Annotated in this window: 13 protein-coding genes and 1 pseudogene; 4 read left to right on the top strand and 10 right to left on the bottom strand. The window is 70.7% G+C overall.

Annotated features, from left to right (window positions below; all coding sequences use genetic code 11):
• Positions 1–36: 36 nt before the first annotated feature.
• Entirely contained in the window at positions 37–1,179 is a 1,143-nt protein-coding gene (locus I2501_RS35575; protein WP_196194029.1) for a DUF2637 domain-containing protein, read from the top strand.
• On the opposite strand, the gene I2501_RS35570 is transcribed toward I2501_RS35575, so the two are convergent.
• From I2501_RS35570 to I2501_RS35545, 6 genes are all read right to left on the bottom strand, one after another.
• Complete coding sequence (locus tag I2501_RS35570; RefSeq protein ID WP_196194028.1) at positions 1,139–1,744, bottom strand: hemerythrin domain-containing protein; 606 nt, start codon at positions 1,742–1,744, stop codon at positions 1,139–1,141. The two genes, I2501_RS35575 and I2501_RS35570, sit on opposite strands and share 41 nt — an antisense overlap.
• A gap of 73 nt (positions 1,745–1,817) precedes the next feature.
• Positions 1,818–2,870, bottom strand: coding sequence for a magnesium transporter CorA family protein (locus I2501_RS35565; protein WP_196194027.1), 1,053 nt, complete (start codon positions 2,868–2,870; stop codon positions 1,818–1,820).
• An 81-nt stretch (positions 2,871–2,951) separates the two neighbouring features.
• A complete protein-coding gene (msrA, locus tag I2501_RS35560) occupies positions 2,952–3,461 on the bottom strand; it encodes a peptide-methionine (S)-S-oxide reductase MsrA (protein WP_328806338.1) in 510 nt (169 codons plus the stop codon).
• Between the two features lie 103 nt (positions 3,462–3,564).
• Positions 3,565–5,673, bottom strand: coding sequence for a transglycosylase domain-containing protein (locus tag I2501_RS35555; RefSeq protein ID WP_196194026.1), 2,109 nt, complete (start codon positions 5,671–5,673; stop codon positions 3,565–3,567).
• Positions 5,674–5,846: 173 nt separating this feature from the next.
• The gene (locus I2501_RS35550) at positions 5,847–6,479 is read right to left on the bottom strand and encodes a phosphoribosyltransferase (RefSeq protein ID WP_196194025.1); all 633 of its coding nucleotides are present in this window, start codon (positions 6,477–6,479) and stop codon (positions 5,847–5,849) included.
• A 29-nt stretch (positions 6,480–6,508) separates the two neighbouring features.
• The gene (locus tag I2501_RS35545) at positions 6,509–6,892 is read right to left on the bottom strand and encodes a hypothetical protein (protein WP_196194024.1); all 384 of its coding nucleotides are present in this window, start codon (positions 6,890–6,892) and stop codon (positions 6,509–6,511) included.
• Between the two features lie 170 nt (positions 6,893–7,062).
• On the opposite strand from I2501_RS35545, the pseudogene I2501_RS39990 reads away from it, so the two are divergent.
• Positions 7,063–8,442, top strand: a pseudogene (locus I2501_RS39990) (MDR family MFS transporter); the annotation flags it as partial.
• A 218-nt stretch (positions 8,443–8,660) separates the two neighbouring features.
• Here the strand turns inward: I2501_RS39990 and I2501_RS35540 are convergent.
• The 3 genes from I2501_RS35540 to I2501_RS35530 form a co-directional block, all read right to left on the bottom strand.
• Positions 8,661–10,166, bottom strand: a complete 1,506-nt coding sequence (locus I2501_RS35540) for an RNA polymerase sigma factor (protein WP_196194023.1) — start codon at positions 10,164–10,166, stop codon at positions 8,661–8,663.
• A complete protein-coding gene (locus I2501_RS35535; protein WP_196194022.1) occupies positions 10,166–10,528 on the bottom strand; it encodes a YciI family protein in 363 nt (120 codons plus the stop codon). The genes I2501_RS35540 and I2501_RS35535 overlap by 1 nt, the downstream gene beginning before the upstream one ends.
• Before the next feature lie 123 nt (positions 10,529–10,651).
• Complete coding sequence (locus I2501_RS35530; RefSeq protein WP_196194021.1) at positions 10,652–10,867, bottom strand: hypothetical protein; 216 nt, start codon at positions 10,865–10,867, stop codon at positions 10,652–10,654.
• A 218-nt stretch (positions 10,868–11,085) separates the two neighbouring features.
• Here I2501_RS35530 and I2501_RS35525 point away from each other — a divergent pair, with 218 nt between their 5' ends.
• Both I2501_RS35525 and I2501_RS35520 read left to right on the top strand, forming a co-directional pair.
• Positions 11,086–11,397, top strand: a complete 312-nt coding sequence (locus I2501_RS35525) for a hypothetical protein (RefSeq protein ID WP_196194020.1) — start codon at positions 11,086–11,088, stop codon at positions 11,395–11,397.
• Complete coding sequence (locus I2501_RS35520; RefSeq protein WP_196194019.1) at positions 11,394–11,912, top strand: histidine kinase; 519 nt, start codon at positions 11,394–11,396, stop codon at positions 11,910–11,912. Before I2501_RS35525 ends, I2501_RS35520 begins: the two co-directional genes overlap by 4 nt.
• A 68-nt stretch (positions 11,913–11,980) precedes the next feature.
• On the opposite strand, the gene I2501_RS35515 is transcribed toward I2501_RS35520, so the two are convergent.
• Complete coding sequence (locus I2501_RS35515) at positions 11,981–13,468, bottom strand: phosphoesterase (RefSeq protein ID WP_196194018.1); 1,488 nt, start codon at positions 13,466–13,468, stop codon at positions 11,981–11,983.
• Positions 13,469–13,571: the final 103 nt, after the last annotated feature.

Here is a 13,571-nt window from a genome sequence, read left to right as displayed (position 1 = left end):
GGAACGGACAACCGAGCACTTCCAAGGGGACGGGACATGGAACGCCGCCAACTGCTGCGCGGGCAAAGAAGGCTGGCGCTCGTCGTGGTCACCGGGACGCTGGTGATCGCGATGATCGGGTTCGTCGGCTCGTACGACGCCGTGATGCGGCTGGCCCAGCGCAACGGCTTCGGCTGGTTCGCCTACGTGCTGCCCGTCGGCATCGACGTCGGCATCACCGTCTTCCTGGCGCTGGACCTGCTGCTGACCTGGATGCGGATCCCGCTGGCGCTGCTGCGCCAGTTGGCGTGGCTGCTGACGGCGGCGACCGTCGTCTTCAACGCCGCCTCGGCCTGGCCGAATCCGCTGGCCACGAGCATGCACGCGGTCGTCCCGCTGCTGTTCGTCGCGGCGATCGAGGCGGCGCGCCACATGGTCGGGCGGATGGCCCAGATCGAGGCCAACCAGTTCATGGAGGGGACGCGGCTGGGCCGTTGGTTCTTCGCCCCCGTCGCCACCTTCCGGCTCTGGCGCCGCCGCCAGCTGTGGGAGCTGCGCAACTACCAGGACGCGCTGGAGATGGAGCGCCGCCGACTGGTCTTCCGGGCCCGACTGCGGTCGCGCTACGGCCTGTTCTGGCGGCAGAAGGCGCCGGTCGACCAGATCCTGCTGCTCAAGCTGGCCAACCTGGGCGAACGGCTGCCCGAGTTCGAGCTGGAGATCGCCCGGATCGAGCCCGAGCCCGCCCCCGCTCCCCCGGTCCGCCCCGCGCTGCCGCCCGCGCCTACCGAGCCCGAGCAGGGCGTGACGGAGCCGGTCGAAGAGCAGCAGGAAGCGGTCCCCGTGACCGTCCCGTCCACGCCGACCGTGTTCGGCGCCGGCACGCCCATCGAGCAGTACCAGCACGGCTTCGACGAGTACACCCGGCAGCACGGCGCCCACCCGAACGCCGAGCAGCTGTCCGCCTGGCTCTTCGAGCAGCACGACATCAAGGGACGTACCGGCGAGCCGCTGCGCGTCGGCTACCTGCTCCGGCTCCTGCCGTCGTTCCAGGCACGCTGGACCGCGGCGCAGCAGGCCGCCCCGCACGTCCCCGCCGACGCCGAGACCGAACCGGTAGCCGACCCCGTCCCCGCAGGCGTCAGTGGAGCCAGTGACGTCAGTGCGGACGCATCCGGTCCCAGCCTCCCGCAGGGGTGAAGAGGTAGCGCAGTTTGCCCGTCGTGGTGCGCTCCGCCGGGCGGTAGTCGTCCGCCGGCGGTTCGATGCCCGGGTGCGGGGCCGGTTCCAGCAGCGGGTGGCGGCGCATCCCGCGCGCCCGGTCGCCGAGCTGGTCCAGCTCCTCCTGGTCCAGCGTGGCGCGCAGCAGCGGGAAGACCTGTGCCTCCTCCCAGTGCATGTGCCCGGTGACGTGGGTTCCCAGCACGCCCATCAGCCGGTCGAAGCCGGGCGCGTGCGCGTCGAGCAGACGGATCCGGCGCAGCAGCACGTCGGTCTGGGCGTGCGCGCCGAGGCACGGGACGGCCATCGCACTGCCGCCCTCGGTCCGCTCGCGGATCATCGGGTAGACCAGCGCCTCCTCGATGGCGTCGTGCGCCACGATCTGGCGGGTGACCTGGTCGGCGATCTCCTTGCGCTCCGGGTGGCCGAAGCCGACGCCCAGGAAGGCGCTGAAGGTCCGGGTGATTTCCTCGTGGTCGGCGATCAGGCCGTCGAGCAGGTCGCCTTGGGCGCGGTCGCGGTCGATGTGGGTCTCGATACTCATCAGAAGCACCTCCGGTCGAAAGAGGTCCCCCGCGTCTCTCTTACCCCGCCCGAGGCAGTTCCGATCTCCCCGCTCAGATCCAGTCGCGGCGCTTGAAGCCGAAGTAGAGCGCGACCGAGATGCCGATCGTCACGCCGGTCGAGACCCAGAAGCCCCACTCGGTGCCGAAGCCCGGGTACGGGACGTTCTGGCCGTAGAAGCCGGTGACGGCGGTCGGGACGGCGACGATCGACGCCCAGCTGGTCACCTTCTTCATGATCATGTTCATCCGGTTGCCCTGGACCGTCAGATTGGTCTCCATGATCGAGCCGACCATGTCGCGCAGCGACTCGGTCCACTCGGTCACCCGCAGCACGTGGTCGTAGACGTCCTGGTAGTACGGCATCATCGGGTCGGCCACGACGTGCACGTCGCGGCGCATCAGGGTGTTGACCATCTCGCGCATCGGCAGCGCCATCCGCCGCAGCCGGACCAGGCTCTTGCGCAGGGCGAAGGACGCGCGCTGGATGTCGCGGGTCTCCTTGGCGTTGGCGTCGAAGAGGATGTCCTCCAGCTCCTCGATCCGGTCGTCCATGTCCTGCACGGCGCGGAAGTGCCCGTCCACGACGTGGTCGAGCAGCCCGTGCAGCAGGAAGCCGACGCCGAACTGGCCGAGCTCCGGCGCGTCGTCCCAGCGGGAGACGACGTCGTCCATGTCGAACCGGTCGTCCGTCCGGACGGTGATCAGCGCGTTCGCGGTGACGAAGACCGACAGCTCGCGGATGACCAGGTCCTCGTGGTCATGGGCGGCGCACACCGCGTACATGGAGAGGAAGCAGTGGTCCTTGTAGCGGTCCAGCTTGGGCCGCTGGTGCTCGTGGCGGGCGTCCTCGACGGCGAGCTCGTGGAGGCCGAACTCCTCGGTGAGCAGCGCGAAGTCGTCCGGGGTCGGTGCGCAGAGGTCGAGCCAGACCACCGAGCCGTCCTCGGCGACGTGGTCCGAGATCTCGGCGGCCGGGAAGTTCTCCAGGGCGAGCTTCCCGTCACGGTAGAGACGGGTGCGGACGGTCGAGGTGGCGGACAAGGTCGCGGTCGAGGTCGCGGTCGAGGTCGCGGTCGGAGCTGCGGTCACGGCGGTGTCGGGCATCGGGACACCATAGCCGCACAACGATCGCGCCCCGGAACCGGGCTTGCCGGTCCGGGGCGCGATGGTGCGATCGGGCGTCGCTCAGCTCTCGCGGCGCGGCAGCTTCCAGCCCGGACGGGGGAAGTGGCAGGTGTAGCCGTTGGGGTAGCGCTCCAGGTAGTCCTGGTGCTCCGGCTCGGCCTCCCAGAACGGCCCGATCGGGGCCACCTCGGTGACGACCTTGCCGGGCCACAGCCCGGACGCCTCCACGTCCGCGATGGTGTCCTCGGCGATCCGCTTCTGCTCGTCGTCCAGGTAGAAGATCGCCGAGCGGTAGCTGGCGCCGATGTCGTTGCCCTGGCGGTCCTTGGTCGTCGGGTCGTGGATCTGGAAGAAGAACTCCAGGATCGCCCGGTAGTCGGTCTCGGCCGGGTCGTAGACGATCTCGATCGACTCCGCGTGGGTGCCGTGATTGCGGTAGGTGGCGTTGGGGACGTCACCTCCGCTGTAGCCGACCCTCGTCGTCAGTACGCCCGGCTGCCGCCGGATCAGCTGCTGCATGCCCCAGAAACAACCGCCCGCCAGGACAGCCTTCTCCGTCTGCGCCACCACGAGATCCTCCTTCGGTCCGTTCCACCCAGCCCAACGCGGCGGACATGGTCATCATTCCGCCGCGCGGGGCCACCGGCAGGTGCAGTTCGTCAGAACTCAGTTCTCAGTTCTTCGGGCCGGGCGCGAAGCCCAGCGCCGTGTTCGGCTGGCCCGACATCGCCGCGATCATCGCGTCGTGCCAGATCGGGCCGGCGGTCTCGTAACCGTAGGCCGGGTCGTAGCTGTGGCCGCCGATGTCCACGCCGTTGAGGGAGTTCAGCGGGTAGTTCGGGTTGGTGACCACGGTCGCGTCCGAGACCTGCGTGGTGTACCCCGCGAACCAGGCCTGGGCCTCGCTGTTGGTGGTACCGGTCTTGCCCGCGTCCGAGTACGGGATGGCCACCGAGGCACCAGTGCCCTGGTCGGAGACGACCGAGTGGAGCAGCGTGTTGACCTGCTGCGCCACGGCGGGCGTGAGCACCTGGTGGCAGTTGCCCGACGGCACCGTGAGGCTCTTGCCGGAGGCGTCGACCACCTGCGTGATCGCCGTCGGGCTGCAGTACGTGCCGTTGGCTGCGAAGGACGCGTAGGCGTTGGCGATCTGCAGCGGGGTGAGGTCGTTGACGCCCAGGGTCAGCGACTGCGCCTGCGCCAGCGGCTCCAGGCCGGTCCCGGCGGCGTTCATCATGCCCTGGTTGCCGAGCCCGAGGCTCTGCGCCATGTGCACGACGTTGCACAGGCCCGCCTGCGCCTCCAGCGGCACGAAGTAGGTGTTCACCGAGTCGGCCATGGCCTTGACCATGTCGATGTTCCCGTACGGGACGGTGGTGTCGTTCTGGTCGCCGGGGACGGCCGGGTGGACCACGCCGTCGCAGTCGGTCATCGCCGGATAGTCCGCGGAGGCGGGCGAGTTGATCGGGTAGCTGAGCGGAATGCCCTGGGAGAGCGCGGTCGCCGCGGTGACGGCCTTGAAGACCGATCCGGTCTGGAAGCCCTCGCCGCCACCGTGCATGGCGTCGACGTTGTAGTTGATCTCGGTCTGGTTGGTGCCGGTGCCGAACGGACGGCTCTGCGCCATCGCCAGGATCTGCCCGCTGCCGGGCTGCACCATGCTGGAGACCGCGACCGCCTTGTCGCTGGAGTAGATGTGGTTCTGCATGGCCTGCTCTTCGGCGGCCTGGTCCTGCGGGTTCAGCGTGGTGTGGATCTTCAACCCACCCTGGTCGAACAGCGCCTGCCGCGCCTCCGACGTCGCGCCGAACGCGGGGTCGTCCAGCAGCACGTGCTCGACGTAGTTGCAGAAGAACTCGTCGCCCGCCTTGGCGGCGATGCAGCCGGTCTTCGGCGTGGTCACCTTCAGGCCGAGCGGCTGGGCCTTGGCCTGGACCGCCTGGGCGGTGGAGATGCTCCCGTAGCTGGCCATCGCGTCCAGCACCTCGTTGCGGCGGGTCAACGCCGACGCCGGGTTCTGCACCGGGTCGTAGGCGGACGGCGACTGCACCAGCCCGGCGAGGAGCGCCGCCTCGGGCAGCGTCAGCTGGCTCGCGTGCTTGCTGAAGTACAGCTCCGCCGCGGCCTCGACGCCGTAGGCGCCGCCACCGAAGTAGGTGATGTTCAGGTAGTTGTCCAGGATCTGCTGCTTGCTGAGCTTCTGCTCCAGCTCGATCGCGTACTTCAGCTCCTGGATCTTGCGCCCGGCGGTCTGCCGGGTCGCCTCGGCGACACCGGCCGCGCTGTCGCCGGCCTCCTCGATGAAGACGTTCTTCACGTACTGCTGGGTCAGCGTCGATCCACCCTGGGAGACGCCGCCGCTGCTGCTGTCCTTGAGGAGCGCGCGGAGCGTGCCCTGGAGGTCGATGGCGCCGTGCTGGTAAAAGCGGTGGTCCTCGATGTCGACCAGCGCGTTCTGCATCACCGGGGCGATCTGGCTGAGCAGCACGGACGTGCGGTCACGCGAGTACACGGTCGCGATGACGCCGCCGTTGGCGTCGTAGATCGTCGACGCCTGCGAGAGCGTCGGGACGACGAGGTCGCCGGGAAGGTTGTTGAAGTCGTTCGCAGCGGCCTTGGCCGACAGCCCCACCCCACCGACGGCGGGCAACGCGATCCCCGCGACGATCGCGCCGGCGAGCGCGGAGGCGCCGACGAGCTGAACACCGAGCAAGGCCTTGTGTCCCGGGCCGCGGGATTCGCGCGGGGACGTACCGGAGAGGGGAGATCGCTTCGCTGCCACGGACCAACCCTAAGGCGCGAGGTCAGGGCCTCAGTCCCGAGTTGGGGGTCACGAGCGTCACAACTCTGCGACAGCCTGCTGAGCGTTGGCTGAGTGGGCTTGCGGCTGCGGACAAGTTGGACATTTCTGTGAGCTACCGCAGGGAGTTGCACCCGCTTCAGGGGCGCGGGGAACTAACGCAACGCGTGGAGCACGTCCTCGTCCGTCAGTTGGTGGAAATCCTGGTACCACTCCCCCACCGCGCCGAAGAAGCGCGGGACTTCGACGCAGATCACCTCGTCGCACACGCGTCCCACGACGCCGATCGCCTCCCGCGCAGCGACCGGGACCGCGACCAGCAGCCGCGCGGGCTTCGCTGCGCGCAGGTGCGTGCACGCCGCGCGAGCGGTGATGCCCGTCGCGAGCCCGTCGTCGACGACGACCACCGCCCGGTCACAGATGACAGGGGCCGGCCGGTCACCGCGATAGCGAAGCGCCCTGCGGTGGAGTTCGGCGCGTTCGCGAGCGACGTCGGGGGCGAGCTCGGCCGGGGTCAGGCCGAGCGTGGCCAGCGAGGCGTCGTCGAACAGGGGAGGGTCGTCGCCCGCCAGCGCGCCGACTCCGACCTCCGGCCAGCCCGGCGCGCCGATCTTGCGGACGACCAGGACGTCCCACGGCCAGTCCAGGGCGACGCCGACCCGCTCGGCGACCGGCACGCCGCCCCGGGCGAGGCCGAGCAGCAGGGGGTCGGGCAGGTCCGCCACGCCACGGTCCAGCAGGCGTTCGGCGAGCTGTCTGCCTGCGTCGATCCGGTCCCTGAATCGCATGGTCAGCCGAGATGTCAGAACAGGTCAGGTCAGGTGAGCAACAGCCGCAACTCCAGCTCGTGCTCGCCGGGTACGACGCCGCGGTCCTGGACGTGGACGGCCTCCTCCAGCGCCTCGCGGACGCGGTGCACCGAGTCCGCCGCGCCGATCAGGTCGGCGGAGACCTCGCCGTCGAGGTGGACCGGGGCGAGGTGCGTACCGTGGCGTCCGCCGGTGTCCAGCAGCAACGACCAGACGTTCGAGGCCGGGCGGGATCCCTCGGGCCGGACGTGGCCGGCGGTGGGCTCAGGCGGGAAGGCCGTTTCCAGCGCGGTCATCACCGCTTCGGCGTCCTCGGGTCGGCATCCGGCGAACTGGACGCAGACCTCCTCCTCGGCGCTCTTCCCAGGGTGCTTCGCAGTCGTGGCAGTCATGGAAACGCTCCGTCGTCCGGAAGCCACACAGGCACTACTGTCCGCGCTACCCGCCCCCAGCCAAGCGAAACGCTTCCCTCCGCTTCTGTTCCTGTTTACCTGTTACAGGCAACTAACTAGCCTGGAGAGTGAGGTGACAGCGCTCGGGTCCCGCCACCAGGAGGTGCGGCATGACCGGGAACACACCTGACCGGCCACGCGGTGGACCAGGTACGCCCACCTCCACACGTCCCCCGGACCCGCACCGCCCCGGCGCACCCGGCGGCCCCGGCGTGCCCGACCCGCGCGCCGAGCACCGCAGGATCCTGATCATCCTCTCCGCCCTGATGATGGGCATGTTCCTGGCCGCCCTCGACCAGACCATCGTCGCCACCGCGCTGCCCACCATCGCGGGCGACCTGCACGGACTCAACCACCTGTCCTGGGTGGTGACGGCGTATCTGCTGACGTCGACCATCTCCACGCCGCTCTGGGGGAAGCTGGGCGACCTCTTCGGGCGTAAACAGCTGTTCCAGGCCGCGATCGTGATCTTCCTGGTCGGCTCGGCTCTGTCCGGGCTCTCGCAGAACATGATCGAGCTGATCATCTTCCGCGCGATCCAGGGCGCGGGCGCGGGCGGGCTGATCGTCGGCGCGCAGGCGATCATCGGCGAGGTGGTCAGCCCGCGCGAACGCGGCCGGTACATGGGGTACTTCGGCGCGGTCTTCGGCGCCTCGTCGGTGATCGGCCCGCTGGCGGGCGGGTTCTTCACCGAGCACCTGAGCTGGCGCTGGGTCTTCTACATCAACCTGCCGATCGGCGCCCTGGCGGTCTTCGTCATCGCCGCCGTGCTGCACCTGCCGCGGACCCGCACCCGGCAGCGGATCGACTACGCGGGCGCGGCCCTGCTGGGCGCGGCGGCCACGGCCGTCATCCTGCTCACCACCTGGGGCGGCACCACCTACGGCTGGACCTCCGGGCCGATCATCGGCCTCGGCGTGGCCGCGATCGTGTCGATCGGGCTCTTCGTGGTCGTGGAGCGGCACGCGGCGCAGCCCGTGCTGCCGCTGGTGCTGTTCCGGACGCCGGTCTTCGCGGTCGCCAACTCGATCGGGTTCCTGATCGGCGCGACCATGTTCGGCGTCATCATCTACATTCCGCTCTACCTCCAGACGGTCCACTCGGCCAGTCCGACCAGCTCCGGTCTCCAACTGCTGCCGTTGATCCTGGGGATGCTGATCACCTTCATCACCAGCGGGCGTCTGGTCACCTCACGAGGGCGCTACAAGATCTTCCCGATCTTCGGCACCGCGATCATGACCTTCGGCGTCTGGCTGCTCTCGCTGATGACGCCGACGACGAGCCTGGCGGTGTCGTCCGCCTACATGTTCGTGGTCGGCTTCGGCATCGGCCTGGTGATGCAGGTGCTGGTCGTCGCGGTGCAGAACGCGGTCCCGCACGAGCAGTTGGGCGCGGCGACCTCTTCGACGACGTTCTTCCGCACCATCGGCGGTTCGTTCGGCGTCTCGGCGCTGGGCGCGGTCTTCAACCGGCAGTTGACCGCCAACCTGCCCAAGTACCTTCCGCCACAGGCGGTCCAGCAGCTCCACGGCAGCACGGTGACGGCCAGCCCGTCCCAGCTCAACGCGTTGCCGCCGCCGATCCGGCACGGCTTCATCCAGGCCTTCGACGCCTCGCTGCACGTGGTGTTCCTGGTCGGCGTGCCGATCGGGCTGCTGGCGTTCGTGCTGAGCTGGTTCCTCAAGGAACTCCCGCTCCGCGACAAGGCCTACGTCTCGGCGTCCGACCCCGTCGACCCGGTGGAACCTGCAGCATCTGCGGCACCCGCACCGCCCGACGAGCCCGTGAAGCCGGACAAGCCCGTGGGGCCGGAGCCGGAGCCGGAGCAGTCCTGAAGCGCGTCGTGGCGTGACCGCAGGAAAGCGGCGGTCGCCGCGTTGTCCGAGCGCGCCAGCGCGGCCTCGTACGCCGCGAGCGCCTCCTCCCGTCGGCCGAGGCGGCGCAGCAGGTCGGCGCGGACGGCGTGGAGCACGTAGAGCCGGTCCAACTCCCCTGCGACCGCGTCCACCTGTGGCAGCGCGACCGCCGGACCGTCCCGCTCCGCCACCGCGACGGCCCGGTTGAGCGCGGTCACCGGGCTCGGCGCGAGGCGCAGCAGGTGGTCGTAGAGGGCGACGATCTGCGCCCAGTCGGTGTCCTGCGCGCACGCCGCGTCGCTGTGGACGGCGGCGATGGCCGCCTGAAGCTGGTAAGGCCCGGGAGCGTTGCGGCGCAGGCAGCGGCGGACCAGGTCCTGGCCCTCGGCGACCAGCGCGGCGTCCCAGCGGGAGCGGTCCTGGTCGGGCAGCAGCACCAGCGAGCCGTCCGGCGCGGTCCTCGCCGGGCGGCGGGACTCGGTGAGCAGCATCAGCGCCAACAGGCCGTGCGCCTCCGGCTCGTCGGGCATCAGCGCGACCAGCAGCCGGGCCAGCCGGATCGCCTCCGCGCACAGGTCCTGACGGACCAACTCCTCGCCGGCGGAGGCGGCGTAGCCCTCGTTGAAGACGAGGTAGAGCACCGCGAGCACCGAGCGGAGCCGGTCCGGCAGGTCCGCCTCGCGCGGGACGCGGTAGGGGATGCGGGCGTCGCGGATCTTCCCCTTCGCGCGGACCAGCCGCTGCGCCATCGTCGGTTCCGGCACCAGGAACGCCCGCGCGATCTCGGCCGTACTGAGCCCGCCCAACAGGCGCAGCGTCAGAGCGACTTGGGACGGGACGGCAAGGGCCGGGTGGCAGCAGGTGAAGATCAGGCGCAGTCGGTCGTCCGACACGGCTCCCTCCTCCTCCCGCTCGTGCGACCCGGCTCCGGCGTCGGCTTCGGCTTCGGCTTCGCCGTGCAGGGCCAGGGCCTCGGCGTGCCGGGCGTCGCGTCCCGCCTCGCGGCGCAGGCGGTCGACGGCGCGGTTGCGGGCGGTGGTGACGATCCAGCCCTCGGGGCTGGGCGGAGGACCGGTCTCGGGCCATCGCTGGACGGCGGCGACGAACGCCTCCTGGACCGCCTCCTCGGCGAGGTCGATGTCGCCGAAGGCCCGGACCAGGACGGCGACGGCCTTGCCGTAGTGGCTGCGGAAGACCCGCTCGATCCCGGCGACGTCAGGGATCTGCGCCACCTCGGGGACCTCCGCGACGTCTGGGATCTCCGCGACGTCAGGGATCTCCCCGATGTCGGGGGTCTCCGCGACCCCCGACACCTCGCCCGGGTCCCCCGGTCCGCCCGGCCCGCCCGGGTCGGCCATCAGCCGTCGGCCTCGCCCGTGAACGGCCGCACCTCGATGGCCAGCGTGGTCGCGCGTGCGGCCTTGCGGCCCCACTCCAACGCCGCGTCCAGGTCCGGCGCCTTCACGATGCAGATGCCGCCGAGGTACTCCTTGCCCTCGGCGTAGGGGCCGTCGGTGACCAGCACCTCGCCGGTCGACGGCTCGGGCCGCAGCAGGGTCGCGGTGCTCGGGTCGTGGAGGCCTCCCGCGAAGACCCACGCGCCCGCGGCGCGCAGTTCCGCGTGGAACACCTCCAGTTCCCGCATGATCCCGGCCAGCACCTCGGGTTCCGGCCGAGTGCCCTCGGTCGGTGTCACCACACTGAGCAGATACTGCTTCATGGTCTCCTCCTCCGGAGTCTCTTCACCCTCTGTACGAACGGGAACCCCGGGGATCGACAGCGGCAGCGACTCTTTTTTCCAGGATGAGCCGGAAACGTGAAGGACGAGCGGCGGAACGCGGCGCTACAGCTCCGGCGCGTCCCCCTTGACCGCCTTCTCCGGCGGGTCGTCGCTGAGGCGGTGCAGCCCGAGCAGCACGCCGATCAGGCCTGCCTGGTCGGGGCTGAGGCGTCCGACCGCGTCCAGCATCGACAACGGCGCGGCAGGCGCTGCGGGGGCGACAGGCTCCTGCTGCCCGGCGTTGTCGGCTTCGGGCGTCTCGGGCCGGTCCGGCTCCATGAAGCTCTCCATTCGATGTCGTGAGGAACCAGGTCGAGGCAGCATTTCAGATCATCAGCCCGGTCCGCTGCACCGGTCCACCCAACGGGTTCCTGTGTCCCGGTGTGTCCCGCCGTGCCCCGTTCGGCTCACCCGGGGCCCGCCCGGCACGCGTCCCGCGAAAGGAACGCGAAAGGATGGAGCCGACGAGTCGGTAGAGCCGCCCGGAGGTGGACCCCGTGGCTTGGGACGCAGGCGAGCAGTTCAAGAAGGACCTCGACGAGGAGCAGCTCGGCACCCCGGAGCAGTGGTACTGGTGCCTTCGCCACAACCGCGTCGAACAGGGCCGCCAGGACCCGGAACGTTTCCTGCTCGGCCCGTTCCCGACCGCGGAGGCGGCGAGCCACGCGCTGGAGTCGATCGACGAGCACAACAAGGCCTGGGACGCCCAGGACGACCCCGCCCGCCCGGACGGCGGCGGTGACGCCAGCGGCGACGACAGCGCCGACGGCACCGGGGAGGACGGCACGGAGAAGGGTGACCGGCCATGAACGAGATGTCCGACGACATGGCCCACGACGACAAGATGCTCTTCCTCGACGTCGCCGACGCCGACGCCGCCGCGGCGGTCTTCGACGAGATCACCCAACTGCCCACCGTCACGAGGGCGGTGCTGCTGGAGCGCGACGCGGACGGCCGGATCAGCGTGCCCAAGGACTACGACCCGCAGGCGGGCGGCGCGATGTTCGGACTCGGCGCGGTCGGAGCGCTGGTCGGCCTGCTGGGCGGCCCGTTGGGCGTCGCGATCGGCCTGACGCTGGGCACCGGCGTGGGCGCGGTCGCCGACGGCCGCGAGGCCGAGGACGAGACCGACGCGCTGATCGGCCTGACCGCGTGGGTGGACCCCGGACACTGCCTGGTCACGGCCGAGATGGTCGAGTCCGACCCCCGCTCCGTCGACGCCATCGCGGCCCGCCACCACGCCGTCCTGCACCGCGTCCCCGCCTCCGACGCGGCCGCCGACCTGGAGAAGCTGCGCGCGGCGGCGTCGCGATCGAACGACTGATATCGAGTAGCGACCGGCCCCCGCCCACGAGGAGTGAGCGGGGGCCGTTGACGTGACGTGCCGGAGGGTCAGCGGCGCGCTGCGGGCAGGCTCAGGCCGTTGAAGACGTCCGGGCCGAAGTCCGAGGCCGTGGCGGCGAAGCCAAGGTGGCCCTGGCCGTCCGCGCCGCCGGTGCGCAGGCCGAGCAGGTCCTCGAAGGTGCGCAGTGCCGAGTAGTGGTTGTAGCTGCCGGTGGTGTCGGTGCTGCCCGCCTTGATCCAGAACGGGTTGAGCAGCAGGGCGCCGACCTGTCCGCCGCCGGGCATGGTTCCGGCGGGCGGTTCCTGACCGGGTGTCAGGCCGTTGAAGCCGAGCAGCTGGTAGTAGGTCTTGCCACCGAGCGACGGGATCGGCGTGTTCAGCAGCGGCGAGTAGCCGGGGTTGGCGCTGCCGGGGCCGGGCTGCTCGTGGTCGCCCGCGGCGACGTCGGCCACCGAGCCCTCGTCGAACGTGATCATCACCAGCATCGACCCGTCCTTGTAGGCGGGCGAGTCGAGGATCAGCGGCATCCATGCCTTGAGAAAGGCGTCCGCGCCGACCAGCCCGCCGGTCGTGGTGCCCGCCGCGTTGACGCCGGCGCAGGTCGCGTCGTGGCCGTCGTCGCAGACGTTCGGGCTGACCATGGCGAAGCGCGGGGTGGTGAACGGGCTGGCCAGGTCCTGGGCCAGGTGGCCCTGGTAGTGGTAGCCGCCGCCCGTCTTCGCCGTCACCGTGCCGAGCGGCACGACGTGCTGCGCGCAGGACGACGCGTCGTCGGTGACCGAGTGGAAGAACGCGAACGGGTTGTGCCGGTCCACGTACTGGTCGGTGGTGCTCGACTTCACCTGCGAGCCGGTCGCGTTGGGGCCCTCGGCGTTCTCGGTGTCGTCCGCCCCGACGCCGTTCGTCTGCGTCGGGTGGGCGCAGTCGGTGCCGCCGCTCGGGTCGGGGGTACCACCGTCGCGGGCGGGGTCGTTGCCCATGTCGCCCGCGTACTCGCGCCAGTCGACGGCGGTGGGGATCCCGGGCAGGCGCCTGGCGTCCTGGAGCTGGCCGCCGATGGTCTGCACGTCCGCCGGGTAGACGCAGCCCTGGCCGTCGGTCTGGCCGGGGTAGCGCGCCTGGTCGGGGTCGGGCGTGCCGGGCAGCACGTCGTCGAAGGCGCCGCCGGCGGCCGTGGTGCAGTCGCTGCTGGTGACCTGGTTGGGCGCCTGGCCGGAGACCTGGGCGAGGTAGTTGTCCAGGCTGACGTGGCCCACCGCGTAGTAGCCGGGCAGCAGTTCGCCCTTGGGCACCAGCGTGCCGTTCAGGTAGGTCGCGGGCGAGCCGGACCCGAAGGTCTCGCCGTAGCTCTCGTTCTCCAGGTCGATCACCAGCACGTGGTCGATCGCCCCGGCGGGCGGCAGGGCGGTCCCGGCCGGGCGCGGCAGCGGGGCGGGGCGGGCCGAGGCGGCGGGTGCGGCGGCGGTGAGCGAGAGGGCCAGCCCGGTGGCGGCTGCTGCGACCAGGGTGGCCTTGTGCGGCGTTCGTCGCGTCATGCGAAAGTCCTTGTGTCTTCGGTCGTTCAGTCAGTAGGACATTGATCAGTCGATCAGTCAGTCGTTCAGTCGGTCGGCCCGCCGGACAGTCGATCAGTCCGTG

Source organism: Streptacidiphilus fuscans (genome assembly GCF_015690355.1).
GTDB classification, from domain to species: Bacteria; Actinomycetota; Actinomycetes; order Streptomycetales; family Streptomycetaceae; genus Streptacidiphilus; species Streptacidiphilus fuscans.
Note: the sequence above shows the minus strand (reverse complement) of the source record. Positions and strands in the feature narration are given on the sequence as shown.